This window comes from Rhizorhapis sp. SPR117, from assembly GCF_021742065.1.
In genome coordinates this window covers 13,609-37,412 of sequence record NZ_JAKKIE010000032.1, presented here as the reverse complement: position 1 = coordinate 37,412, position 23,804 = coordinate 13,609, and the positions used below count along the sequence as shown (strand labels likewise).

General features: G+C 58.9%; 24 protein-coding genes. 15 read left to right on the top strand and 9 right to left on the bottom strand.

Annotation, left to right across the window (positions count from 1 at the left end):
* The first annotated feature begins 329 nt into the window (after positions 1-329).
* Genes L3X40_RS13245 through argC form a run of 3 tightly spaced genes read left to right on the top strand, consistent with a single transcriptional unit; the run spans position 330 to position 2,555 of the window.
* Positions 330-731, top strand: coding sequence for a MarR family transcriptional regulator (locus L3X40_RS13245; RefSeq protein WP_237366039.1), 402 nt, complete (start codon positions 330-332; stop codon positions 729-731).
* Positions 697-1,605, top strand: a complete 909-nt coding sequence (locus tag L3X40_RS13240; protein WP_237366038.1) for a C40 family peptidase — start codon at positions 697-699, stop codon at positions 1,603-1,605. Before L3X40_RS13245 ends, L3X40_RS13240 begins: the two co-directional genes overlap by 35 nt.
* The gene (argC, locus tag L3X40_RS13235; RefSeq protein WP_237366037.1) at positions 1,602-2,555 is read left to right on the top strand and encodes an N-acetyl-gamma-glutamyl-phosphate reductase; all 954 of its coding nucleotides are present in this window, start codon (positions 1,602-1,604) and stop codon (positions 2,553-2,555) included. Before L3X40_RS13240 ends, argC begins: the two co-directional genes overlap by 4 nt.
* Positions 2,556-2,574: 19 nt before the next feature.
* Here the strand turns inward: argC and L3X40_RS13230 are convergent, their stop codons facing one another.
* Positions 2,575-2,778 carry a hypothetical protein gene (locus L3X40_RS13230; protein ID WP_237366054.1) on the bottom strand — a complete coding sequence of 68 codons (204 nt, stop codon included), beginning with the start codon at positions 2,776-2,778 and terminating at the stop codon, positions 2,575-2,577.
* A 428-nt stretch (positions 2,779-3,206) separates the two neighbouring features.
* Between L3X40_RS13230 and L3X40_RS13225 the strand changes: the two genes are divergently transcribed.
* Positions 3,207-4,547: a PQQ-dependent sugar dehydrogenase gene (locus L3X40_RS13225; protein ID WP_237366036.1), complete on the top strand. Its 1,341-nt coding sequence runs from the start codon at positions 3,207-3,209 to the stop codon at positions 4,545-4,547.
* A 10-nt stretch (positions 4,548-4,557) separates the two neighbouring features.
* Here L3X40_RS13225 and L3X40_RS13220 read toward each other — a convergent pair whose 3' ends face one another.
* Together L3X40_RS13220 and L3X40_RS13215 are read right to left on the bottom strand one after the other, a co-directional pair.
* The gene (locus tag L3X40_RS13220) at positions 4,558-5,460 is read right to left on the bottom strand and encodes a pirin family protein (RefSeq protein WP_237366035.1); all 903 of its coding nucleotides are present in this window, start codon (positions 5,458-5,460) and stop codon (positions 4,558-4,560) included.
* A gap of 25 nt (positions 5,461-5,485) precedes the next feature.
* Positions 5,486-5,770 (bottom strand): BolA family protein, encoded by a 285-nt coding sequence (locus tag L3X40_RS13215; RefSeq protein WP_237366034.1) that lies wholly within the window; start codon positions 5,768-5,770, stop codon positions 5,486-5,488.
* A gap of 55 nt (positions 5,771-5,825) precedes the next feature.
* Between L3X40_RS13215 and L3X40_RS13210 the strand changes: the two genes are divergently transcribed.
* The 6 genes from L3X40_RS13210 (at position 5,826) to L3X40_RS13185 (ending at position 13,373) form a co-directional block, all read left to right on the top strand.
* Entirely contained in the window at positions 5,826-6,440 is a 615-nt protein-coding gene (locus tag L3X40_RS13210; protein ID WP_237366033.1) for a J domain-containing protein, read from the top strand.
* 173 nt (positions 6,441-6,613) lie between these two features.
* The gene (cobS, locus tag L3X40_RS13205; protein ID WP_237366032.1) at positions 6,614-7,621 is read left to right on the top strand and encodes a cobaltochelatase subunit CobS; all 1,008 of its coding nucleotides are present in this window, start codon (positions 6,614-6,616) and stop codon (positions 7,619-7,621) included.
* A complete protein-coding gene (locus tag L3X40_RS13200) occupies positions 7,618-8,388 on the top strand; it encodes a tyrosine-protein phosphatase (protein WP_237366031.1) in 771 nt (256 codons plus the stop codon). The genes cobS and L3X40_RS13200 overlap by 4 nt, the downstream gene beginning before the upstream one ends.
* Positions 8,385-10,214 (top strand): cobaltochelatase subunit CobT, encoded by a 1,830-nt coding sequence (gene cobT / locus L3X40_RS13195; protein WP_237366030.1) that lies wholly within the window; start codon positions 8,385-8,387, stop codon positions 10,212-10,214. The genes L3X40_RS13200 and cobT overlap by 4 nt, the downstream gene beginning before the upstream one ends.
* Before the next feature lie 143 nt (positions 10,215-10,357).
* Positions 10,358-11,881, top strand: a complete 1,524-nt coding sequence (cysS, locus tag L3X40_RS13190; RefSeq protein ID WP_237366029.1) for a cysteine--tRNA ligase — start codon at positions 10,358-10,360, stop codon at positions 11,879-11,881.
* A gap of 118 nt (positions 11,882-11,999) precedes the next feature.
* Entirely contained in the window at positions 12,000-13,373 is a 1,374-nt protein-coding gene (locus L3X40_RS13185) for a class II 3-deoxy-7-phosphoheptulonate synthase (protein WP_237366028.1), read from the top strand.
* Between the two features lie 80 nt (positions 13,374-13,453).
* On the opposite strand, the gene L3X40_RS13180 is transcribed toward L3X40_RS13185, so the two are convergent.
* Positions 13,454-13,867 (bottom strand): glycine zipper 2TM domain-containing protein, encoded by a 414-nt coding sequence (locus L3X40_RS13180; protein ID WP_237366027.1) that lies wholly within the window; start codon positions 13,865-13,867, stop codon positions 13,454-13,456.
* 205 nt (positions 13,868-14,072) lie between these two features.
* Here L3X40_RS13180 and L3X40_RS13175 point away from each other — a divergent pair, with 205 nt between their 5' ends.
* On the top strand, positions 14,073-15,080 hold the full coding sequence (locus L3X40_RS13175; protein WP_237366026.1) for an esterase-like activity of phytase family protein: 1,008 nt from the start codon (positions 14,073-14,075) through the stop codon (positions 15,078-15,080).
* A gap of 267 nt (positions 15,081-15,347) precedes the next feature.
* On the opposite strand, the gene rpmB is transcribed toward L3X40_RS13175, so the two are convergent.
* A complete protein-coding gene (gene rpmB / locus L3X40_RS13170; RefSeq protein WP_237366053.1) occupies positions 15,348-15,638 on the bottom strand; it encodes a 50S ribosomal protein L28 in 291 nt (96 codons plus the stop codon).
* Between the two features lie 177 nt (positions 15,639-15,815).
* Here rpmB and tadA point away from each other — a divergent pair, with 177 nt between their 5' ends.
* Complete coding sequence (tadA, locus tag L3X40_RS13165; RefSeq protein ID WP_237366025.1) at positions 15,816-16,274, top strand: tRNA adenosine(34) deaminase TadA; 459 nt, start codon at positions 15,816-15,818, stop codon at positions 16,272-16,274.
* On the opposite strand, the gene L3X40_RS13160 is transcribed toward tadA, so the two are convergent.
* Entirely contained in the window at positions 16,259-18,118 is a 1,860-nt protein-coding gene (locus tag L3X40_RS13160) for a hypothetical protein (protein ID WP_237366024.1), read from the bottom strand. The two genes, tadA and L3X40_RS13160, sit on opposite strands and share 16 nt — an antisense overlap.
* A gap of 70 nt (positions 18,119-18,188) precedes the next feature.
* On the opposite strand from L3X40_RS13160, the gene L3X40_RS13155 reads away from it, so the two are divergent.
* Positions 18,189-18,614, top strand: a complete 426-nt coding sequence (locus L3X40_RS13155; RefSeq protein WP_237366023.1) for a GtrA family protein — start codon at positions 18,189-18,191, stop codon at positions 18,612-18,614.
* 4 nt (positions 18,615-18,618) lie between these two features.
* Here L3X40_RS13155 and L3X40_RS13150 read toward each other — a convergent pair whose 3' ends face one another.
* Both L3X40_RS13150 and L3X40_RS13145 read right to left on the bottom strand, forming a co-directional pair.
* Entirely contained in the window at positions 18,619-19,788 is a 1,170-nt protein-coding gene (locus tag L3X40_RS13150) for a glycosyltransferase (protein ID WP_237366022.1), read from the bottom strand.
* A 60-nt stretch (positions 19,789-19,848) separates the two neighbouring features.
* Complete coding sequence (locus L3X40_RS13145) at positions 19,849-20,409, bottom strand: YqgE/AlgH family protein (RefSeq protein WP_237366021.1); 561 nt, start codon at positions 20,407-20,409, stop codon at positions 19,849-19,851.
* A gap of 172 nt (positions 20,410-20,581) precedes the next feature.
* On the opposite strand from L3X40_RS13145, the gene L3X40_RS13140 reads away from it, so the two are divergent.
* On the top strand, positions 20,582-21,064 hold the full coding sequence (locus L3X40_RS13140; protein WP_237366020.1) for a peroxiredoxin: 483 nt from the start codon (positions 20,582-20,584) through the stop codon (positions 21,062-21,064).
* A gap of 146 nt (positions 21,065-21,210) precedes the next feature.
* Positions 21,211-22,662, top strand: a complete 1,452-nt coding sequence (locus L3X40_RS13135) for an AMP nucleosidase (protein ID WP_237366019.1) — start codon at positions 21,211-21,213, stop codon at positions 22,660-22,662.
* Here L3X40_RS13135 and L3X40_RS13130 read toward each other — a convergent pair.
* Positions 22,630-23,793 carry a GGDEF domain-containing protein gene (locus tag L3X40_RS13130; protein ID WP_237366018.1) on the bottom strand — a complete coding sequence of 388 codons (1,164 nt, stop codon included), beginning with the start codon at positions 23,791-23,793 and terminating at the stop codon, positions 22,630-22,632. The genes L3X40_RS13135 and L3X40_RS13130 overlap by 33 nt on opposite strands.
* Positions 23,794-23,804: the final 11 nt, after the last annotated feature.

Sequence of the window (23,804 nt, the reverse complement as noted above, 5' to 3'; positions counted from 1 at the left end):
GAGTGATGTGACCGCTCGACCCCCACAGACGCACAGTCATTTCGTCGGAAATGTTTACACTCGCCACCAATGGTTAATATGCCTTCACCACAGCTTTACCCGTAAAACCGCCACTGCCGACTTTTGGCACAGGCAATGCATATCTAATGTCGTCCCGAGCGTTTCGCTTCAATCGGGGGTCGGAAAACGCGACGTCCATGTTGCACCGACCCCCACCCCGGGCCTCCCCATTTTCCAGTCTAGCGGCCCATAACGGCGAGCTTTGTACCCTTTGAACCTTTTTTGAACACCGTTTCGCAACCGGTGCACGTCCCGTGCGTTATGAACGCATGAACAAGCACAGTACCAAAGTTGGACTGCAAGAAGCGGCTCTGTTGCCCGGAACGGATCTGGGCAACTGGATGCGAACGCTTGTCGATTATGTGCGGTCGGGTGAACCCGATCTCACTAACCGCCAAATGGCCTTGATGATGATTGTCTATATAATGCCCGGCCCCCACACAGTGCGGGGCCTGGCGGACAAACTTAATGTTTCAAAGCCCGTCATTACTCGCGCCTTGAATAAACTGGGTGCCCTCGGCTATCTGCGCCGGGAGCGGGATGAAGCGGATCGTCGCAATATCTTTATAACCAGGACGTCGAAAGGGGCGCATTTCCTTGACGGATTTGAACGTTTCATCGCAGAATCAAAAAGCGATGGGCATTGGGGAAAGCAGCGGGTCACAAGCTGACGCGGAACGGAGTCGTTTTACGCTGACGGGGCGCTCGATAGCGCTGGACCGGCGGATCAACGCCATTCGCGGCGATCTGGCGGACATTGCGCTTGCCGGTTGGTATTTCGCGCCGCACTATTCCTGTCCTCAGGCCTTTTCCGTCATCTCGCCCCGCACGGCCATTCGTGCCAAGGGGGATGCCGCTTCGACCGCAGTGTCTGAACTGCTGTATGGCGAAGCATTCCATGCCATCGACATCGCCGGGGGCTGGGCCTGGGGCTATAGCGCGCATGACAACTATGTAGGTTACGTCCGGGCGGATCTATTGAGCGCGCCGGTTGAACCCACGCATATCGTTACCGCGACGGCCGCACTCGTCTTTGCCGAAGACAACATAAAGTCGCCGGAACGTTTACGTCTTCCGATGGGCAGCCGCCTTGCAGGTGAAGTTGAGGGAGCATTCCTGAAATGTAGGGAAGGCTTCATCCATCTGCGCCACGTTTCTCCTGTCGACAGCATGCAGAATGACCCCGTTGCCATTGCGCAAAAGCTTACGGGCACGCCTTATCTTTGGGGTGGGCGCAGCAGTGACGGTCTGGATTGTTCGGGTCTGGTCCAACTCTGCCTGTCGCTTTGCGAAATCGTCGCGCCCCGTGACACAGATCAGCAAATGGTGGCGCTGGGCGAAGAAATTGATGCTGCTGCGCCGTTGCAAAGGGGCGACATTATTTTCTTTCCGGGCCATGTCGGTTTTATGTCGGACGCGGACAATCTGATCCATGCCAATGCTTTCTGGATGCAGGTGATGACGGAGCCGCTGGTCGATGTTGTAGCGCGGCTGGTGCCCGACCATGCACAACCGGTACTGGCACGCAAAAGGATCAACCTATGACCACCCATGTCTTCATCGATGGCGGCGCGGGCACGACCGGCATTGAAATTCGCGAGCGGCTGGCAGGCCGGGGCGAATTGTCGCTCATCACCCTGTCCGACGCGGACCGGAAAGATGCCGCCGCACGCAAGGCCGCGCTCAACGATGCTGACGTGGTGATCCTGTGCCTGCCCGACGACGCCGCACGCGAAGCGGTTTCGCTGATCGCCAATGACCGGACGAAAGTGATCGACGCTTCGACCGCCCATCGGGTTGCGCAAGGGTGGACCTATGGCTTTGCGGAATTGGAACCCGACATGCGGCAACGCCTTTCAAGCGCGCGCTTCGTTTCCAATCCCGGCTGTTATCCGACCGGATTTCTGGCGCTCGTCCGTCCGTTGATCCGTGCTGGCCTGATTCCGGCTGACTGGCCCTTCACCGTCAATGCCGTGTCGGGCTATTCCGGCGGCGGCAAGGCGATGATCGCGGCGTTTGAGGATGATTCCGCCCCCGAACGGGCCGATACGGCTTATCGTGCCTATGCCCTTGGCCTTGCCCACAAGCATGTGCCGGAAATGCAGCTTCATTCAGGTGCAAAATACCTCCCGCTTTTCACACCAGCCGTGGCCCGGGTCTATCGCGGCATGCTGGTGGAAGTGCCTTTGCAATTATGTGCCATGCCGAACGCGCCCTCCCTTGATGCATTGCGCGATGCACTGGCTGCCGCCTATGATGGATCGCAGCAGGTTCATGTTGCCGACAAGCCCGCTTGCGATACGCAGGGCGTGATTGACATTGAACACGTCGGCGCAACCGACCGGCTGGATATTTTCGTTTTCGGCAATGCACAGACAGGTCAGGCGCGGCTTGTGACTGCGCTCGATAATCTGGGCAAGGGGGCGGCAGGCGCTGCTGTACAGAACCTCAACATTCTTGCAGGACTGGAAGAAACGGCCGGGTTGCGGCTTTAGGCCCAGATCAAAGCCGGGTTCAATGCACCGTGCCGACGACTTCGTCGATGGACAGCAATATGATCAGGCGTTCGATCTGACGCCAGTGGCAGAAATGGATGTGATTACCCAGGTCCCGGCTGCGATCGGCACGCGCTGCGGCTTCGAAACCGGCATTATCGCCATGAAGGTCTATAAGCGTCTGAGCATCTTCAAAGCTTTTGCGGTTCGACACATAGGGCAACAGCAATCCGATTCTCCCGACAGTGGTCACAAGCGACCATGGACATTTCGGGAAAGCTCATTCAACCGGCGTGCCAATATCAGGGAAATGTGGGGATATGCGTCATCCGATAGTCAACGGGTTGTTATCCAAATGCCAATCCGGGACATTATTCCCAGATCAGGACGTCTGGTGTCCCGGGATGAAGCGTGGCAATAGGCGCAAATGAGCAATAATCAGCCACAAAACGCACGGGGCGCGGGCGCCATCATCGCCCTATCCTCCATAACGGGTGTAATCGCCGGAGGTTTAATGGGACAGCCCTCTATCGGCCTGCTCGCCGGAGTGGGAACAGGCATGGCGATCGGATTGTTGATGTGGTGGTACGACCGCCGCAAATAATGGCCGACCGCCTTGTGCGCCGGGACGCAACCGCATAGTTAGGCGCCATGATCAAGCATCTGTCCCTGTTCGCGCTTCTCTGCCTTGTCATTGCTGGCGGTGCTTTGTTTTACCTCTCGCGCGGCGACACCGCGCAACTAACGGTCAAGCAGTTGTCCGGTCGGGAACCAATGATCACTGCCCCACGCAAGGAATTCATTCCGACCATGAACATCGCAAAGGCGGTGGGTTGGCGCGATGGCGAAAAACCTGTTGCAGCAGCGGGACTCGAAGTGGTCCGCTTTGCCGGTGGACTTGCTCATCCCCGCTCGATGATCCGCCTGCCCAATGGCGATATATTGGTGGCTGAAACCAACAGCCCGTCCCGCGAAGTTGGTGGCGTCACTGGTTTTGTGATGGAAAGGCTGATGTCTTCCGCTGGCGCCGTTGCCCCCTCCGCCAATCGTATCAGCCTGCTGCGCGATACCGATGGCGATGGCAAGGCGGACGCCCGTCATATTTTGCTGAAGGGGCTGAATTCCCCCTATGGCATGGCGTTGGTCGGCAACACCCTGTACGTCGCCAACACCGACGCCCTGATGGCCTTTCCCTACAAGGAAGGTGAAACGCAGATTACCGCCAAGGGCCGCAAGATACTGAACCTGCCCCGGCAAGCGCCCAATTTTCACTGGACCCGAAACCTGGTCGCCAGCGCCGATGGATCGCGCCTCTATGTCGCGGTCGGGTCGGCAAGCAATATTGGCGAATATGGCCTGGATAAAGAGGAAAACCGCGCCGCCATATTGGAGGTCGATCCAAAGACCGGCGACTATCGCATCTTCGCCAGCGGTCTGCGCAACCCCGTTGGCATGGCATGGGAACCCCATAGCGGTGAACTTTGGGCGGTCGTCAATGAACGCGACATGCTGGGTTCCGATCTGGTGCCGGATTTTCTGACTCGTGTCGAATTCGGCGCTTTCTATGGCTGGCCCTGGAATTACTGGGGGGGATATGAGGACAAGCGCGTGGAGCCGGGCCGGCCGGATCTGCGCGAATATACGCATCGTCCCGATTATGGTCTGGGTAGCCACACCGCCCCGCTCGGCCTCAGTTTTGCCAATGATGACGCAAAGCTCAGCAAAGCTTTCAGCAGTGGCGCGTTCATTGCTCTGCACGGAAGCTGGAATCGCAAGCCGCTTGCCGGATACAAGGTCGTGTTCGTAAAGTTCGATGACAATGGCACACCGCAGGGCCTGCCCGTCGATCTTCTCACAGGCTTTCTGAACAACGAGAACGAAGCTCGCGGCCGCCCGGTGGATGTGCTTGTCGCCAAGGATGGCGCGCTGTTGGTCAGCGACGATGTCGGCGGAGTGATCTGGCGTGTGAGCAATTCAGCAGCAAAGCCGTAGCCCCATATATTCAGGGATAACTCACGGTCTTGGGCTGCCCCTCCGGAATAGGAATATAGTCGTCGGCATCGCCCGGAATGGTCGCGAAACGACCTGCCTTCCAATCATCTCGCGCCGTCATGATCCGATCCTTGCTGGACGACACGAAATTCCACCAAACATGGCGCGGCGTGGAAAAGCCCTCCCCTCCAAACAGCATCACGCGTCCGCCATCCACGCTGCGCAAGGTCGCGTGAAGGCCGGGACGCAGGACGTATAGCGTCATGGGTGCAAGCGCCATATTGTCGAGCGCCGCATCCCCACCAGCCAGATAGACCGCCCGCTCTTCAACTTCCGCATCGATCGGCACCGCTCCACCGGGTTGCAGGTTGATATCGGCATAGATGGTGTCGGCATAGGTGCTGACGGGCGCGCGCTGACCCCAGAGCCTGCCCATGATGACACGCGCACGGGCAAAATGCCCCTCAATCACAGGCAGGGAATCCTGCGGTACATGTTCGAAGGCGGGGTCCATCTCCTCTCGCCCGTCGGGCAGCGCCAGCCATGTCTGAATTGCTGACAGTTTCGATGCCTTCGCCCTGTCATCATCGGGTGAACGTTCGCTGTGAACGATACCGCTGCCCGCCGTCATCAGATTGACCGCGCCCGGTTCTATCAACTGCTGCGATCCCAGCGAATCGCGATGCATGAAGCTGCCTTCATACATATATGTCACCGTTGCCAGATTGATGTGTGGATGCGGGCGCACATCAACGCCCTGCCCCGGTGCAAGCTTCGCCGGCCCCGCCTGATCGAAAAAAATGAACGGCCCGACCATGGTCCGCTCCTTTGCAGGCAAACATCTGTGTACGCGAAAGTCACCCAGGTCGTGCGTAACCGATGCAATGGTCTGAATGATCGGGTCGTCAGTCATGTTCTGCCCTTCCATTTGCAGACGGTCATTCGCCCGGCGCCTTCGCCTTGATGGCCATGGCGTGCACCTTTTCCGTCATGATATCGCCTAATGCTTTGTTGACCATGCGCTGCCGGTTCACCCGGCTTTGCCCGGCAAAAGCGTCTGCGACGATTTCCACGGTGAAATGGCTCTCGCCCGAGCCGTCATCACCCATATGGCCACTATGTTTCGCGCTGTCGTTGATAACGGCGAGTTGCACCGGCGACAGGGCCGCTTGCAGTCTTTGTTCCATTTCTTTGGCCACAGGGCCTTTCGATATTTGGGTCATATTGCCTATATATCCTTTTCGATTCCTCTTTTGACAGCATATCTCAGGATTTATTTTGGCAAGCGATCCATCCCGATCAAGACAAAGGCACAATCGTTTCCACGGACGGGTGGAAGGGCGCGAGACTCCGTGCGCCGTTTCCGGCTGCAAACAAACCGGTGAATTCCGCGCTTTGCCCGAAGGCAGCAGGGGCGGCACCGCAAATCGCCCGGAAGGATGGCGGTGGCTGTGCCTGGATCATGTCCGCGAATTCAACCAGAGCTATAATTATTTCAGCGGCATGAGCGCCGACGAAATCTACGATGCGCAACGTCCCTATGCCGGATGGGAGCAGGAAACCCGCGCCTTTGCGACCAATGGCGCCAACCCGCAACCACGCTGGCAGGATTTCGCTGACCCGCTCGATGCTATTGGCGCCCGGTTCCAGGAGAAAATGCATGAAGCCCGGGCGCGTCAGGATGCGCGACCATTATCGAGCGATGACCGCAGGGCGTTAAAGACGCTTGGCCTTGAGGTGGATGCCGACCGGACCACACTACGGCGGCGTTACGCGGAGCTGGTCCGAAAATATCACCCTGACCGCAATGGCGGCGATCGCAGCCATGAGAAAGCATTGCAGGATACAATTTCTGCCTATACGCACCTTCGCAAAGCCCCGGCATTTGTCTGATTCCCTATCATATGAACGCAGGGATGCTTCGATACGGCTCTTCGACTATGCTCAGAGCCTACGCAGCACAAACGGTTCAGAGGAAAATGCCGTTCGTCCTGAGTAGCCATTGAGCGAAGTCGAAATGGCGTATCGAAGGACTATGTGATTCAAATTAAAGCCAAGGCAATGATATGACCGACATCCCAAATGCCCAGCCCGACACGCGTGCCGAAACGCTGATGGAGGCACCCGACAAGGTCGTGAATGCCCGCAAGGTCTTTGGCATCGATATGGACATGGACATTCCCGCATTTTCGCAAGCCGATGAGCGGGTGCCCGACATTGACCCCGCCTATGTGTTCGACCCCGATACGACGATGGCCATTCTCGCAGGCTTTGCCCATAATCGCCGCTGCATGGTGCAGGGCTATCATGGCACTGGCAAATCGACGCATATCGAACAGGTCGCCGCGCGTCTCAACTGGCCATGTATCCGCATCAATCTGGACGCGCATATCAGCCGCATCGACCTTGTCGGCCGCGACGCCATCGTTTTGAAAGACGGGCAGCAGGTAACCGAGTTCAAGGAAGGGCTGCTCCCCTGGGCGCTTCAACACCCCGTCGCACTGGTCTTCGACGAATATGACGCCGGCCGCCCCGACGTGATGTTCGTCATCCAGCGCGTGCTGGAAACCGACGGCAAGATGACCCTGCTCGATCAGAATCGCGTCATCCGTCCCAATCGCTGGTTCCGCCTGTTCGCGACCTCGAACACCATCGGTCTTGGCGACACGACTGGCCTGTATCATGGCACACAGCAGATCAACCAGGGTCAGATGGATCGCTGGAACATTGTCGTCACGCTGAACTATCTTCCTGCCGCGACGGAGGCGCAGATTGTTCTCGCCAAATCGGGCGAATATGACCATGTCGACGGCAAGAAAACGGTCGAAAACATGATCAAAGTGGCGGATCTCACCCGCCGTGGTTTCGTCAATGGCGACATTTCCACGGTCATGAGCCCCCGCACAGTTATCAGTTGGGCGCAAAATGCCCTGATCTTCAACAGCGTAGGCTTTGCCTTCCGCCTGTCCTTCCTCAACAAATGCGACGAGGCGGAACGCACGCTGGTGGCGGAATATTATCAGCGCGTGTTCGGCGAGGATCTGCCCGAGAGTATCGTGGGGCGGGCGGAATGACCCGCATCGCCGCCGACGCATCGCGACTGCTGCCGCTCAGCGGTGGCTTCAACCTGCGGGATTTTGGCGGTTACGAGACGGTGGATGGCAATCGGGTAAAGACCCGAACGCTCTACAGGTCCGGCGTCATGAGCATGCTGACTCCGGAGGACGAGGCTCATCTGGCGACGCTGGGCATAGCGACCATATGCGATTTCCGGCGCGGCGACGAGCGTGCGTCCCATCCCACCCGCTGGCACGCGGGGCAGACCAGCTATTTTGCACGGGATTATAGCGAGGACACCGGCTTATTGTCCCGGATGTACGGCAAACGGGAAAAAACTGCAGAAATGATGCGCGACCTGATGATCGCGGTCTACCGAAATATTCCGACCGATCACGGTCCCGCTTACCGGGTCATGTTCGAGCGGCTGGCGGCGGGACATGTGCCGATGCTCATCAACTGCTCGGCCGGCAAGGACCGCACGGGAGTAGGCGCCGCGCTGATTCTGTCCGCTTTGGACGTGCCGCGCGAAACCATCCTGCAAGACTATCTGCTGACAAATGATGTCGCCGATTTCACCCGGCTCGTTGCCGGATGGAAAGGCAGGTCGGGTGCACAATCCCCGGACGCCCTTGCACCGGCCCTGACGGCTGACGCATCCTATCTCGATGCGATGTTCGACACGCTGGACAGGGATCATGGCGGACTGAACGGCTATCTCGCCTCGATCGGCCTGGATGTCGACATATGCACTCAGATTCGCGCGAATCTGCTCGAAACATGACCCAAAGGTCGCCCCTTGACGAATTCAAGGCCGTGCTGGGCGGGGCATCCCGTGCTATCGCGGCCGACCCGGAGGTGGAACTGGCCTTTACCGCCGATGCGCCGCATGGGGCGGGAAAGCATATCAAGGTGCCGATGCCTGGTCGCAACCTGCCCGCCGATCAGGTGGCCGAGGCGCGGGGTTTTGCCGACGGCTTTGCGTTGAAGCTGCGCCACCATAATGCCGCCGTCCATGCGCGGGGGGCGCCTGCCGACGCCATTGCCCGGGCGGTGTACGACAGCGTGGAGCAGGCGCGCGTGGAGGCGATCGGATCGCGCCAGATGGCGGGGGTCGCCGCGAACCTGACCGAAGCGCTGACCATGAAAATGCGCTCCGACCCGATCAGCCGGGCGCGGGGGCGGGATGAGGTTCCGCTTTCGACGGCGCTGAGCCTGATGGTCCGCGAGCGGCTGACGGGGCAAGCGCCGCCCGAGAGCGCGCGGGCGGGCGTGGACCTGATCCGCGAGTGGATAGAGAGCAAGGCGGGGCGAGATCTCGACGCGCTGGGTCTTGCGCTGGACGATCAGCGGGCGTTCCAGAAGCTGAGCACTGCCCTGCTGGAGCATCTCGACCTGATCGATGCCGACATGCCGCCCGAGGAAAACGATGAGGACGGCTCCGAGGAGGAAAACGAGCAAGGCGAGGACCAGGAAGAAGGCGGCGACGACCCGGACAGCCAGGGCGACAGCGACCAGTCCACCGACAGCCGTGAACAGCAGGACAAGGGCGAAGGCGAGGACGGCGAGAGCGAATATAGCGAGGAGGATTTCGACGCCGACGCGGACAGCGACGCCGGCGACATGGGCGAGGAGGGGATGATGCCCGTCCGGCCCAACCGGCCGCTGTCCGACCTGACGCCGCAATTCGACTACAAGATCTGGTCCACCGCCTTTGACGAGACGGTCGCGGCGGACGAACTGTGCGACGAGGACGAGCTCAACCGGCTGCGCGGCTTTCTGGACCAGCAGCTTGTCCATATGCAGGGCGCGGTGACGAAGCTCGCCAACCGGTTGCAGCGCCGCTTGATGGCCCAGCAATCCCGGTCCTGGGACTTCGATCAGGAGGAAGGACTGCTCGACGCGGCACGCCTTGCACGGGTCGTCGTCAATCCGGCCCATTCCCTGTCCTACAAGGCGGAACGCGATACCGAGTTCCGTGACACGGTAGTGACCCTGCTCATCGACAATAGCGGTTCCATGCGTGGTCGTCCCATCAGCATTGCCGCGATCAGCGCCGACATCATGGCCCGCACGCTGGAGCGTTGCGGCGTCAAGACCGAAATATTGGGCTTTACCACCCGCGCTTGGAAGGGTGGGCAGGCACGCGCCGACTGGCTCGCCGCCGAACGCCCGCCCCAGCCCGGACGCCTTAACGACCTGCGCCATATCATTTACAAAAAGGCCGATGATCCGTGGCGGCGCGCCCGCCGGAATCTGGGCCTGATGATGCGTGAAGGGCTGTTGAAGGAAAATATCGACGGGGAAGCGCTTCTCTGGGCACATAGCCGCCTGATTGCCCGCACCGAAGACCGCCGCATATTGATGGTCATCAGCGATGGCGCGCCGGTCGATGACTCGACTCTGTCAGTCAACAGCGGCACCTATCTGGAACGGCACCTGCGGCAAGTCATCGACTGGATCGAGAATCGTTCGCCAGTCCAACTCATCGCCATCGGTATCGGCCATGATGTGACCCGCTATTACCGCCGGGCGGTGACGATCATGGATGCCGAACAGCTTGGTGGAACCATGGTGGAGCAACTCGCGGGACTGTTCGACGAGGATTGAAACCTATGCGTCATTCCCGCGCAGGCGGGAATCCAGCTCCTGAACCGCCCGCTCGACGCACCCTTGGGAGATGGATTCCCGCCTGCGCGGGAATGACGAGGAAGAGAGTTGACCTCTTGGTCCAACGGCAGCATTGACCAGCCATGACCGACACACTTCCCTCCGGTGCCCCTCTGCGCCTCTTCAACAGCCTGACGCGAAAGCTCGAGGAGTTCCGCCCCATCCATGAAGGCGAGGCGCGGGTCTATACCTGCGGGCCGACGGTCTATAATTATCCGCATATCGGCAATATGCGCGCCTATGTGTTCGCCGACACGCTGGGGCGCGTGCTCTCGTTCAAGGACTATCGCCTCACCCATGTCATCAACATCACCGATGTCGGGCATCTGACCGACGATGCCGATGCGGGCGAGGACAAGATGGAGAAGATGGCAGCCGAACAGGCGCAATCCATCTGGGACGTCGCGCGGCATTATACGCAGGCCTATTGGGCGGACGTGAAGGCATTGAATATCCGTCAGCCTGCCCATTGGTCCGTCGCCACCGATTATATCCCGCAGATGATCGAGTTCGCGAAGAGTATCGCGGTCAAGCATTGCTACGAACTCGACAGCGGCCTCTATTTCGACACCTCAACCGTGGCGGACTATGGCCGCCTTGCGCGCGCGGCCACAGAGGAGGGTGAAGGCCGCATCGAGGCGGTCGAGGGCAAGCGCCACGCCGCCGACTTCGCGATCTGGCGCAAGACGCCGCCGGGCGAGAAGCGGCAGATGGAATGGGATTCGCCCTGGGGCCGGGGCGCACCGGGCTGGCACCTCGAATGCTCGGTGATGAGCCGCGAGCTATTGGGCCTGCCCTTCGATATCCACACCGGCGGCATCGACCATCGCGAAATCCACCACCCCAACGAGATCGCGCAGAACCAAGCGATAACAGGGTGCGGTTCGCTGGACTGCGGGGAACATTCGGGCGCGCGGCTGTGGATGCACAATAATTTCCTGATCGACCGGTCGGGGAAGATGAGCAAGAGTGCGGGCGAGTTCCTGCGGCTGCAACTGCTGATCGACAAGGGGTTTCACCCGCTCGCCTACCGGATGCTGTGCCTTCAGGCGCATTATCGCAGCGAACTGGAATTCAGTTGGGAAAATTTGGCGGCAGCGCTGACGCGGTTAAAGCGGATGCTTAAGGTTATTCAAGTCAGGCTCTCGAAGGAGCACCAACAAACGGGAAAACCCGTCCAAGCACCGAGCCTGTTTCTTCCGATTCCTCTTGATAAGCGAGAAGAGGCCGACGTTGGGTTCGTATTGCGCCTTTTCAGCGAGGCAATCGGTGATGATTTAAACACTCCCAAGTGCCTGCCATTTATTGAAGAGATCTTATCTGATCCAACAATCGACAATCACCGACGTTGGCATCTTATTGCGACGATGGACGAGGTGCTAGGGTTACGTTTGTTATCGCTCAACCGCGCGGACCTACGCATCCGCCCGAAGGACGCGCAGATCACCGAAGCGGAAATCGAAGCCGAACTCGACCGTCGCCAATCCGCCCGCGCGCAGAAGGATTTCGCTACCTCCGACGCCGTCCGCGATGCGCTGGCGGCAAAGGGCGTTGAAGTGATGGATGGCGACCCGTTGCGTTGGGAATGGACGATTTCGCTGGATTGACCTTCCCCCAAAGCCCTGCTTCGCCTATGAAAAGAATCATCTGCCTTCCCAAAGCTTGCCAAAAATGGGGCGAACGCTCATAGGGTCGGGCCGATATTTTCTTGAAGGAGTGCGTGACGTGGCGGCGAACTGGACGCCTGATAGCTGGCGGAGCCATGAAGGGCTGCAAATGCCCCAATACCGGGATGCGGAGGCACTTGCCACTGCGGAACAGCAGCTTGGCAGCTATCCGCCCCTCGTCTTTGCGGGCGAAGCGCGCAACCTGAAGGCGGATCTGGCGGAAGTGGCGGCGGGTCGGTCCTTCCTGTTGCAAGGCGGCGATTGTGCCGAATCCTTTGCCGAATTCCACCCGAACAATATCCGCGATACCTTTCGCGTCATTCTGCAGATGGCGGTCGTACTGACCTATGCGTCGAAACTGCCTATTGTGAAGGTCGGCCGCATGGCGGGGCAATTCGCCAAGCCCCGGTCGACCGAAATGGAAACCATCGGTGACGTCTCCCTGCCCAGCTATCGCGGAGACATCATCAACGACATCGCCTTTGAAGAGGCTGGACGCGAGCCTGACCCGCAGCGCATGGTCCGCGCTTATAATCAGGCAGCGGCCACACTCAACCTGTTGCGTGCCTTTTCAACGGGCGGCTATGCCAATCTGCACCAAGTCCATGCCTGGACGCTGGATTTCATGGGCCGTAGTGCATGGGCGAAGAAATTCGGTGAAATGGCGGATCGTATCGGCGACGCGCTCGACTTCATGGCGGCGTGCGGAATCAATCCCGAAACCGTGCCGCAATTGAAAGGCACCAGCTTCTACACCAGTCATGAGGCACTGTTGCTGCCCTATGAACAGGCGTTGACCCGGGAGGATTCCCTGACAGGCGACTGGTACGACACCAGTGCCCATATGTTGTGGATCGGTGATCGTACCCGGTTCGAAGGGTCCGCGCATGTCGAATATTTGCGCGGTATCGGCAATCCCATCGGCCTGAAATGCGGGCCAAGCCTGGAACCCGATGCGCTCTTGCGGATGCTCGACACCCTCAATCCGGCGCGCGAGGCAGGCCGGATGACGCTCATCACCCGCTATGGCCATGACAAGATCGAGTCAGGCCTGCCCAAACTGGTCCGCGCGGTGCAGCGTGAAGGGCATCCTGTCATCTGGTCATGCGATCCGATGCACGGCAATGTCATTAAAGCCCCCAATGGCTACAAGACGCGGCCGTTCGAACGCATATTGGCCGAAGTGCGCGGTTTCTTTGCCGTTCACCGCGCCGAGGGCAGCTTTGCAGGCGGTATTCATGCCGAAATGACGGGGCAGAATGTGACGGAGTGTACGGGCGGGGCTATCGCCATCACGGACGAAGGCCTTGCCGACCGGTACCACACGCATTGCGACCCGCGCCTGAATGCCGCGCAATCGCTGGAGCTGGCGTTCCTACTGGCGGAAATGCTGAACGATGAACTGGCCGAACGGCGCAAAAGCGCTGCCTGATATAGAAAACGTCATCCCCGTGTAAGGGGATGACGCAATCTTGTCATCGGTTTCATTCCGATAGTGGGCCAGCCCTCACATTAACAGCCGTTATTGCCCCTGTCGATCGCGCGCCCGGCGAGCGCGCCCACACCGGCGCCTATGATAACGCCAGCGGTTTGATCGCCACGGCGCCCGACAACCTCATTGCCCAATAGGCCGCCTGCAATCGCACCAATAATGGTACCGCCTGTCCCGTTGTCGCAGCCGCCACGATAGTAGCCGCGGTTTTTATAATAACGACGGTCCGAACTGCGGTAATAATCCCCACGATAGTGGCGATCCCCACGATAATAGCGCTCGCCGCGATAGTGGCGATCACCGCGATAATGGTCACTGCCGCGGTAATAATCGCCACGTTCATAGCGATCACGCGCCATGGCCGGCGCAGTGGGAACGATAGTAGCCGTGCCCATAACGGCAGCGGCGCTCAATGCGATCAGAAATTTCTTCATGGCTTGGCTCCTTCCTTCAAAACGAGCAGTTGCTTAACAGCCGAACGCTGAAGCCCTGCCAATTGCGATGCCAGCTTCCTTCGACAATGCCCTTATGCGCGATTCGGTTTGAGCGAATACTGAACGGCCATGTTATCCGCCGTTCAGATTGCACGGTTCAGTTTAACCATGACAGTTGTCACATAGCCGGGCTAGGAGAACGACAATGCCCCGCCTGCTGCTGATCCTCCTCCTTGCTTTTATCCTGCTGCCCGCGCCCCAATCCAGCAAGGATGGGCAGGACGTGCCCAACGCGCTGCTGATCCGCGCAACGCCGGTCGCGCTCGATGCATCCAACCCCGAACGAAACCGAATCGGTCGCCTGAAATATCTGGCAGGATGGGAATTATCGAGCGATCACCCCTATTTTGGCGGCGTATCCGCCATGACGATCCAGCCCGACGGGCGCATCATCGCACTGAGTGATAGTGGCGACTTGTTTGGTTTTCGCCTCGGCCAACGAAATGGGGCAATGCGCGAGTTCATCGAGCCGCTGCCGATCCGCCCCGCCGAACGCGACTGGCCCAGATGGAAATGGGATTCCGAAGCGTTGATCCATGATCCCCAATCGGGCCGCTATTGGGTCACATTCGAGCTCATTCACCGCATCTGTCGCTATGCCCCAGCCTTCGCCCGTGTGGAGGCCTGTGAAGAGCCAGCCGCCATGAAGGACTGGCCAGGGACAGGCGGCGCGGAAGCGGCGCTGCGCTTGCCCGACGGTCGTTTTCTGATATTTGCGGAAACCGCCTATGGACCGCGCAACAGCACGCAACTGCTTGTTTTTGACCATGATCCGGCAGAACCGGGCACAGCACCTCTGAAGCTGGGCTATTACGCCCCGCAGGGTTACCGCATCACCGACGCCGTCTGGCTCGATAAGAACAGGTTACTGACACTCAACCGGCGCGTGACGATCTATGACGGCTTCACCGCCAAGCTGGCGATTGTCGACATCAGCGATCTCAAAGCAGGGAAGGTTCTTCAGTCACAGGAAATCGCTACGCTGCGCCCTCCCCTCCTTGCCGACAATTTCGAAGCGCTGGCGACGTTACGCGAAAATGGCAGGCAGATCGTCTGGATCGCGTCCGACGACAATCACGAATTTTTCCAGCGCACATTGTTCCTGAAATTCGAACTATTGCCAGAGAGTAAAGGTAGCCGGCGTGTTCACTGATGGGTTGGTTTCGACCAGAAGCGGACTGGCAAAAACCCAGCTATAACAGACATTATCAAACTTGACCCGTCACCCCTGCGCAGGCAGGGGTCCCGCTTCTTTTTACTTTCGCGCTACCCCCTCAGGAAAAGCGGGGTCCCTGCCTACGCAGGAACGACGATGAGGGCGCGAATTATGTCGTCAAACCATCCCAAACCCAACACAAAAAAAGCGGCCCCGAAAGGAGCCGCCCTTTTCAAACCGCCCGCAGGCGGCACGTCGAAACGTTCAGGCCGCGGCCTTCTGCTTCTTGACGATTTCGCGCTTCAGGCGACGGGCCTGCAGCGACAATTTTTCGTCGTTGGTTTTGACCAGCCAGTTGTCCAGCCCGCCGACATGCTCGACCGAACGCAGGCCATGGGTCGACACCCGCAGCTTCACGCTTTTTTCCAGCGATTCGGAAATCAGCGTCACATCCTGCAAATTGGGCAGGAAAACGCGCTTGGTCTTGTTGTTGGCGTGGGAAACATTGTGACCCACCTGACGGGTCTTGCCGGTCAGTTCGCAAATACGCGACATAATCTTAAAGCCTTGTTCTTCGGGTTCATCCGGAAAGACAGCGCCGATAGCGGTAATCCATCGAATCGTCAACCGGGCTTTTGGCGGTTGTGCGCGCATTCTGCAAGAGCTCTGGCCGATAAATCGCACGTCCTTGCCATTTGAGCCGGGCGCGATCATCGGTATAAGGCCCCTTGCATGACTGCCTTCCCGCTTCCATCGCCCATGCGGCGCGCGCTCGACCTTGCCAAGATGGCGGCGCAAGCAGACGAAGTGCCGGTCGGCGCGGTTGTCACTCATCAGGGCACGATCATTGGCGAAGGTGAAAACCGCAATCGGCGTGATAACGACCCCACCGCCCATGCCGAAATCGTTGCCATCCGGCAGGCAGCGCAAATATTGGGCGATTTTCGCCTTACCGATTGCGAACTCTGGGTAACGCTGGAACCATGCGCCATGTGCGCGGGCGCCATTACCCATGCCCGAATTGCGCGCCTCTATTATGGCGCGAACGACCCAAAGGGTGGCGCCGTCGAACATGGCGGTCGCTTTTTTACACAGCCCCAGTGCCTGCACAGACCAGACGTTTACGGCGGTATCGGCGAAATCGAAGCGGCGGAGATGCTTCGCGCCTTTTTCGCTCAACGCCGCGATTGATCCTCAATGCCATCGCGATAATCAATGCGATAAAGGCGATAGGGCAGCCCCTCCCCCAAATTCACCGGCGTCAGCCACTGTGGCACTTTGTCCTTTAACATCTGCGCGTAAAAGCCTTTGGGGCTGCGCGCCTGATATACGGTGCCTTCAGGGAAATCAGGACAGATGAGCAGATAGCGTGCGCCATGTTTGGCGGCGATGGTGCGGAAACGCTCAGGTCCGCCGTCAAAGGCATGGTGAATATCAAGGATCGCTTCGCCGTTACGATGATAGGGACCGGCAATTGCACTGTGGTGCGTCGTCGCCAATATACGGGGTCCCAGATCGACCATCGTAAAGATCGTAGCCGGCGCAAGCTGATCAAGCGCTTTCAGGGCCGTCAGGCTGCGGCATTTGGCACCCGCGCTCCGGATCTCCCTGTGACGTTGGCTCGGCTTGTCCATACCCAGATCAAAGCTCAACTGATAAGCCGCGAACGTGCAGCCAATCAGCACAAGGCCCACCAGCGCGCCCAGCCGCAATTTCCAGCCCCTGCCGAAAAACAGCCGGGTCAGCGTCACATAGGCGAAGGCCGCCGCACCGGGAATGGCGAGCAATTGCGCCGCCGGTCCAACCCGTGTCTGCCACAGCAACAATGCCACCGAAACAACCGACAGCAGCGCAACCATCAACCACGGCCAAAAACGTCCCGGCTCGCGTCGGAATATCCAGCAGGCAGTGATCGCAGTCAGCATGCCGGGAATGGGCAGGGCCAGAAGCGGCGTGACGATATAGCTCGCCTGTTCGTAAATCGGCTTTGCCTCACGGATATTGACGAGCCACAACCGCTCCAGTTCGGGAGAAAGCTGATAGGCGCCGGAAAGGCATTGCGGCCAGACAAGCCATGTGATTGTGCCCAGTAGCACGCCCATGATGCTGCCCGCGATCAATCGCCCCTGCCAATGCCGGATCGGGAGCAACGTCAAGACGACCATCCCCGCACCCGCCATTGAAAAAATTGACAGCCAGACTGGTGAGAGCGCGTCGCACACAGGCGCGCGATTGGCTATGCTCGCAAAGCCCAGAAAGCCTATGGTGACGCCGCCTGCAAGGCTCAGCGCATAAGCCTGCATCCTTCGCACTTCGCCATCATGCGCCACCCATCGCAAAGCAACGACTGCTCCAGTCGCGGCCAGATAAACAATCATTTCCATACCAATGGACAGCGATATGGCGCTGGAAATCCCCGCAATCAGGCCACCGCGCACAGGGCGATGATCGGCAAGCCCCGCCAGCGCCACCAGCAGCATGGCCAATTGCCAGCCATGATGGTCGATCCGCATCGGCATGAACATCGACAGCGCCAGCGCCGTCGCAAGCGGCGCGAATATGGCGATGATCCAGCTATTACCGCCAACAAGCCGCCGCATCAAAAAGCCAAGCGCCAACATGACCGGCAACAACGGCAATAGCGGCGCCAGTCCGGCGGCCAGCCGATCGGCCTGACCGCCGTCCATGAACAGTCGGAAAAACAGCATCAGCGCCGCAATGGGCAGATCGACAATGCGTGACCAATGGATGTTCGCGCCCTGTGGAGGGTTCAGCCGATACTGTCGCAAATCGTACCAGCCCTGCCCCGCCAGCCAGTCCTTCACCTGCACAAAGCGCAGATTATCGTCAGTGTCGTTCAGGCCAAGCCAGTAAATGGCCGCCCATCGATCATAGAGAAACCACGCACAGATGCCGACCCAGGCAATGACCGTCAATGCTTTCCAGTGCACATGCGCCCAAGCGGCAAGCCGGGCAGCCTGACGCGACAGACCGGCACGGCCCGACAGATTTTTGAGCGCGACGCTTCCCATCATGCGTCTTGCGCATTAGGGCGCAATTGCAACCGGTACAAGCAGCGCAATGGAGCATGCGGCAGGAAATATAATGAAAAGATTGAACGAAATTGCGGCGATGGAACCGGAAATGCGCGCTTTGCTATCGCAAATGGCACGCTATGTCGTGACTGGCCTTGTCGTGACAGCGCTGCAGGCGTTGGTATATTGGGTGCTGGCAACCCCCGTCGCGCTTCATCCGCAAATCGCCAATGTCACCGCCTATATGTTTGCGGTGGTGCTGGGTTTCATCCTGCACAGCGCCTTTACGTTTCGTGGCCATGGCAACAACGACAATCCCATGCAGCGCGGCGGACGATTTGTTCTGGTGTCGCTGGTCAGTCTGGCGATCAATGCACTCTGGGTACAAGTTTTCGTGCTCTGGCTGCACTGGCCCACATGGGTGCCGGTGCCGTTCATGGTGTTCATTACGCCGTTTGCCGTCTTCGCGCTTAATCGCAAATGGGTGTTCCGATAGGGCCCTACCCCGCTATCGCGCCAAGGTGCGCCAGCAAGGCGTCGCCATTGGTTTCCCAGCTAAAGCGCAAAGCGGATTGGCGGACGGCCTGGGGTGCAGGCGGATTCAACAGCAGGTCGTTTATAGCATCGGCAATGGCGCGGGGCGTGCGCGCGACGATTCGGCCCGCCTCTGCCCGGTCCACGACTTCACGCGCGCCACCTGCGTCACTGATGACGACAGGCGTACCACAGGCCAATGCCTCGACCCAGACATTCGCAAGTCCCTCTGATAACGAGGGCAGCGCCATCACGTCGGCCGCGCCAAGCAGGGCGGGCAGGTCAGCATGCGGCACGCTGCCAAGGAATTGCACCCGATCACCGATACGCAATGTTTCCGCCAGACGCTGATAGGCACCCTGCCGTGGTCCAGCACCCGCCAGCAACAAGGTAACGCCGGGCAGTGTGGCAATGGCCCGGATAAGCTCCGCCTGTCCCTTGCGCGCAATAAGTGCACCAGCGCTGATGACAACCGGCCCTGCAAGGCCCAGCGCGACCTTGGCAGCGGCGCGATCCGGTACAGGCCGGAAACGGTCGAGGTCCACTCCCGTATAATGGACACGGATTTTCTCGCTATCCATACCGAGCGCAATCATGTCCTCTCGCATCGCATCGGAAACAGCGAGCAAACCGGAAGCGGCCTTTGCGGCGGCGGCGATTTTCGGCGCGGTGCCCGGCTGCCGCCCCCAATGATGGATATCAGCGCCACGCGCCTTGATGGAAAAGGGAATGCCCAACGCGGACGCCACAGCCATGGCCGCAGGGCCATCGGGGTAGAAAAAGCTGGCGTCAATAACATCGAACGGCTTTTGCCCATGCAATCGCCGCACCAGAGGCAGAATCGCGCGGGCGATGCTCGCCGGATGAAAACGACTGCCGTAGCCGGGAAGGATGGGAAAACGCGGACGATGCACGGTCAAACCGTGATAATCCTCCACCATGGGCAGATGCGTCAGTGCGCGATAGCGACCCAGCGATGACAGCGGCCAGGGCGGGATGCCCAGCGGCGCCATCACAGTCAGATCGACACCGGCCCGGCTGGCAAGTTCGCGTGTCTGTCGTTCCACGAATATGCCGAAGTTCGGGCGACTGGTACCGGGATACAGCGTGGAAAGGGTCAGGACGCGCAATGTCATGGCGCGGCACCATAGCCGCCAATCATGGACAAATCCCCAACGGAAATTCCGGTGGAATGGTCAGGCGTGGCCGCTCTGATTGGCAAGCAGGCTGCTGTCGATGCCGCTGGCCGACCATGCTGCGGTCCAACGATCGCTGGCAGGCGTGTTAAACAGCAACTGATCGCTTGCCGGGGCAATGAACCAGCCGTGGCGAGTCATTTCCTCTTCGAGTTGCCCCTCTCCCCAACCGGCATAGCCCAGCGCCACGACATAGCGAGTCGGTCCGCGCCCCTCCGCAATAGCCTTGAGGACGTCCAGCGAACCACTAAGACCCCAGTGACCGCCAACCTGCAACATATCCTGCCCGCCCCAATCGAGCGAATGCAGCACAAAGCCCCTCTGCGGCTCGACAGGTCCCCCGTACAGTAAGGGGCAATCGACGACTTGATCACCGGACAGTTCAAATTGCGCCAGCAATCCGTGCAGCGAAAGGCCTGTGATTTCTTGACCGAGGTTGATCCCAAGCGCCCCATTTTCATCATGGCTGCACAGCATGATAACGGATTTTTCGAAATTGGGATCGCCTATGCCCGGCATGGCCAGCAACAGGTTTCCAGAATAGAATCGCGGCATATCCATAGCTGGAAGAATACGGGAGATCGCCCGCCGGGTCCAATCCGCATGACATGATCTGCAACTCATTACAGGCTTGGCATATTAAATTTTGGTCCAACAGGGCCATGCGCTTGACTAAACGCCGCCAAGACACGACCTCAGGCGGCGCATCCGCAACAGGAAAGGACCTTCCGCAATGACTATCAGCAAAAACGACAAGATCCCTCAGGTAACCTTTACCACCATGACCGCGAACGGACCGGAAGGCGTTGACAGCGACAGCTTTTTCAAGGGTCGCAAGGTAGCCCTGTTTTCCGTTCCGGGCGCTTATACGCCGACCTGCTCGGCCAAGCATTTGCCCAGCTATATTGAAAAGGCTGCGGACCTGAAGGCCAAGGGCATCGATGAAATCGCCTGCACGGCGGTCAATGACGCATTCGTCATGGGCGCCTGGGCCAAGGCCAGTGGCGCGGAAGGCAAAGTCACCATGCTCGCCGATGGCAATGGCAGTTTCGCCAAGGCGGTTGGCCTCGAAATGGATGGCAGCAAATTTGGCCTTGGTACGCGCGGCCAGCGTTTTTCGATGATCGTCAACGACGGCGTGATCGAAGAACTCAACATCGAAGCACCCGGCGATTACAAAGTGTCGTCGGCTGAACATATGCTTGAACAACTTTAAGGGATATTCGATCTCCGGTTCCTCTCCTGCGAGAGATGAGCCGGAGATCGACCCATTCATACGATAGTATCAAAGCTGATACACTCTGCCCTGTTTTTGCAGGACGCACTTCACGGCATCCTGCAAACGCGCTACCTTGTCGCTTGATGACGGAACACAATAGCGGGCGAGAAATATTAGCGCAGCTTGATGCGATTTATCAGGATGCGTTGCAGAATTTACGTACCGCGATGCTGCGATATGCTGTGGATGGGTCAACGCCGGGACCAGAGGCCACGGAGCAACGGCTTTTTTGTTATCCTGAACTCAAAATCACCTATACCGGCATGTCGGATGAGCCGCCTTATGGCCGATCCTTCGCACGTCTGTCGGCGCCGGGCACATTTGTCACAACGGTCACCCGGCCCGCCATGTTCGGCGATTATCTGATCGAACAGATCGACCTTTTGATTCAGGATTACGGGGTCAGCGTTGAAACCGGGAAAAGCGCCCAGCAAATCCCCTTTCCCTATGCGCTTGACGGGCTGGACATGGCGGCGCTTGATGGCATTGCGCCGACCGAATTGGCGCGGCATTTTCCGGCGACCGAACTCTCCCAGATCGGAGACGAGATCGCCGATGGCTTGTTTCTTCCCGATACTGCCGGAGTACGCCCCCTGGCGCTGTTCGATGGTTTGCGAACGGATTTCTCTCTGGCGCGGCTGAAACATTACACTGGTACGCCGCCGGAACATGTGCAGCGTTTTGTGCTGTTTACCAACTATCACCGCTATGTTGATGAATTTGTCGAATGGGCATGCGAAGCGATGAAAGGCAGTGGGCGCTACACGGCGCTTTCAGGCGCAGGCGGCGTCTATGTGACGCCCGAAACGGCTGAGCCGGCGAAAATGATCGCCGACAGCGCCTGGCGCAAGCACCAGATGCCCGCTTATCACCTGATAGCGCCTGATCGCAGCGGCATCACCCTCGTCAATATCGGGGTTGGGCCATCCAATGCCAAAACCATCACGGACCATCTGGCAGTCGTGCGACCGGAAGCCTGGCTGATGATCGGTCATTGCGGCGGTCTTCGTCCCAGTCAGCGGATCGGAGACTATGTATTGGCGCACGCTTATCTGCGCGATGATCATGTGCTTGATGAACTGCTGCCACCCGAAATTCCCGTGCCTGCCATCGCTGAAGTGCAACTCGCCATGGCAAAGGCGGCGGGAACGGTGCTGGGCGGTACAGCGGAGGAATTCAAGCGGCGGCTGCGCACCGGAACGGTCGTAACCACCGACGATCGCAACTGGGAATTACGCTATTCCAAATCTGCCCTGCGGTTCAGCCTGTCGCGTGCGGTCGGCATCGACATGGAAAGCGCCACCATCGCAGCGCAGGGCTATCGATTCCGCGTTCCTTATGGCACGTTGTTGTGCGTATCGGACAAACCGCTGCATGGCGAATTGAAGCTGCCGGGACAGGCCAACCGTTTTTATGAAGAGGCGATTGCCGGGCATTTGCGGGTGGGCATCGAAACCTGTGAATTATTGCGCCAGGAAGGGCAAAAGCTTCATAGCCGCAAACTACGTGCTTTCAACGAGCCGCCGTTCCGCTAAAGCATCCTCGTCCTCGCCCCGCGCAATGACAACGCGGTTGCGACCCGCCAGCTTGGCTTGATAGAGTGCACGGTCGGCGCGCCGGATCAATGAGTCCAGGAACAGGTCTCCAGGGCGCAGGCTGGCAACACCAAAGCTGGCGGTCAAACCGAATTCGGGCGTCTCATCGCGCGCGTGGCGTTCAACGTCCGCACATGCACGTTCCATTACACGCGCAGCATCAATGGCATTGGTATCGAACAGGATGACGCAGAATTCATCGCCGCCCAGCCGGCCAAAAACGTCACCGTTTCGGATGGCGGCCTGAACATATTCGGTAAAAGCTATCAGCGCCTTGTCACCGGCAACATGACCAAAGCGATCGTTAAGCCCCTTGAAACCGTCAATGTCGGCCAGCGCCACAGACAAGTCGCGGTCATGCCGTCGGGCGTTCGCAATGGCCATGACTGCCGCATCGTCAAGCCCACGTCTATTCAATATGCCGGTCAATGGGTCACGAGTCACAAGCCGACGGAGCTGATCGGCAATATCTCCCGTCACCAGGAACAGAAAAGCGATGCCCACCGCAACATAGACGGGTGGCAGGCCGATGCCCAACATCACCCGTAACAATGTCAGGCCGCCCGGATCGCCCTGTGGTCCCACGGCGATCAGAGCGGTGACACCAAGAATGATTTGATAGAGAACCAGAATGGCGAGCAAGGCTATCAAAGTAATTTCCGGCGTTTTCAGCCCTTCGGTCTTGGGCTTGGTTCTCAATGCCGGTTTACGCCACAGGGCGGAAATCGCTGTCATGACCATTGCCGCCGTATAGAATGCGGGTATTGCGCCTCGCATGCCGATATAGCTCGTGCTCGCGAAAGCAAGAATGATAGCGATGCAGGCGCAACCGCCGCCCAGTACAAACCAGCCGAAATATTCTGGAAGCCTCGCCCGTTGCCGACACCCTATAGCTACAAGCGACGAAGTGACGACCGGGAATAACGTTGCCACTGCTATGACAATTGTGTTTCCGGGCAAAAGTACCAAGCCGATGGCATTGAGTGCCCAGTGCATCGTCGAACAGCCATAGGCCATCGCCCAGCTGAGCACATGACGTTCACGACCAAAATGAGCCCACACCAATGTCATTGTAACGCACA

Excerpts from the sequence above, each read along its gene's own strand:
- L3X40_RS13245 (WP_237366039.1), top strand. The coding sequence starts at position 330 with ATGAACAAGCACAGTACCAAAGTTGGACTGCAAGAAGCGGCTCTGTTG.
- L3X40_RS13240 (WP_237366038.1), top strand. The coding sequence starts at position 697 with ATGGGCATTGGGGAAAGCAGCGGGTCACAAGCTGACGCGGAACGGAGT.
- argC (WP_237366037.1), top strand. The coding sequence starts at position 1,602 with ATGACCACCCATGTCTTCATCGATGGCGGCGCGGGCACGACCGGCATT.
- L3X40_RS13225 (WP_237366036.1), top strand. The coding sequence starts at position 3,207 with ATGATCAAGCATCTGTCCCTGTTCGCGCTTCTCTGCCTTGTCATTGCT.
- L3X40_RS13220 (WP_237366035.1), bottom strand. The coding sequence starts at position 5,460 with ATGACTGACGACCCGATCATTCAGACCATTGCATCGGTTACGCACGAC.
- L3X40_RS13215 (WP_237366034.1), bottom strand. The coding sequence starts at position 5,770 with ATGACCCAAATATCGAAAGGCCCTGTGGCCAAAGAAATGGAACAAAGA.
- cobS (WP_237366032.1), top strand. The coding sequence starts at position 6,614 with ATGACCGACATCCCAAATGCCCAGCCCGACACGCGTGCCGAAACGCTG.
- L3X40_RS13200 (WP_237366031.1), top strand. The coding sequence starts at position 7,618 with ATGACCCGCATCGCCGCCGACGCATCGCGACTGCTGCCGCTCAGCGGT.
- cobT (WP_237366030.1), top strand. The coding sequence starts at position 8,385 with ATGACCCAAAGGTCGCCCCTTGACGAATTCAAGGCCGTGCTGGGCGGG.
- cysS (WP_237366029.1), top strand. The coding sequence starts at position 10,358 with ATGACCGACACACTTCCCTCCGGTGCCCCTCTGCGCCTCTTCAACAGC.
- L3X40_RS13180 (WP_237366027.1), bottom strand. The coding sequence starts at position 13,867 with ATGAAGAAATTTCTGATCGCATTGAGCGCCGCTGCCGTTATGGGCACG.
- L3X40_RS13175 (WP_237366026.1), top strand. The coding sequence starts at position 14,073 with ATGCCCCGCCTGCTGCTGATCCTCCTCCTTGCTTTTATCCTGCTGCCC.
- rpmB (WP_237366053.1), bottom strand. The coding sequence starts at position 15,638 with ATGTCGCGTATTTGCGAACTGACCGGCAAGACCCGTCAGGTGGGTCAC.
- tadA (WP_237366025.1), top strand. The coding sequence starts at position 15,816 with ATGACTGCCTTCCCGCTTCCATCGCCCATGCGGCGCGCGCTCGACCTT.
- L3X40_RS13160 (WP_237366024.1), bottom strand. The coding sequence starts at position 18,118 with ATGATGGGAAGCGTCGCGCTCAAAAATCTGTCGGGCCGTGCCGGTCTG.
- L3X40_RS13155 (WP_237366023.1), top strand. The coding sequence starts at position 18,189 with ATGAAAAGATTGAACGAAATTGCGGCGATGGAACCGGAAATGCGCGCT.
- L3X40_RS13150 (WP_237366022.1), bottom strand. The coding sequence starts at position 19,788 with ATGACATTGCGCGTCCTGACCCTTTCCACGCTGTATCCCGGTACCAGT.
- L3X40_RS13145 (WP_237366021.1), bottom strand. The coding sequence starts at position 20,409 with ATGGATATGCCGCGATTCTATTCTGGAAACCTGTTGCTGGCCATGCCG.
- L3X40_RS13140 (WP_237366020.1), top strand. The coding sequence starts at position 20,582 with ATGACTATCAGCAAAAACGACAAGATCCCTCAGGTAACCTTTACCACC.
- L3X40_RS13135 (WP_237366019.1), top strand. The coding sequence starts at position 21,211 with ATGACGGAACACAATAGCGGGCGAGAAATATTAGCGCAGCTTGATGCG.
- L3X40_RS13130 (WP_237366018.1), bottom strand. The coding sequence starts at position 23,793 with ATGACATTGGTGTGGGCTCATTTTGGTCGTGAACGTCATGTGCTCAGC.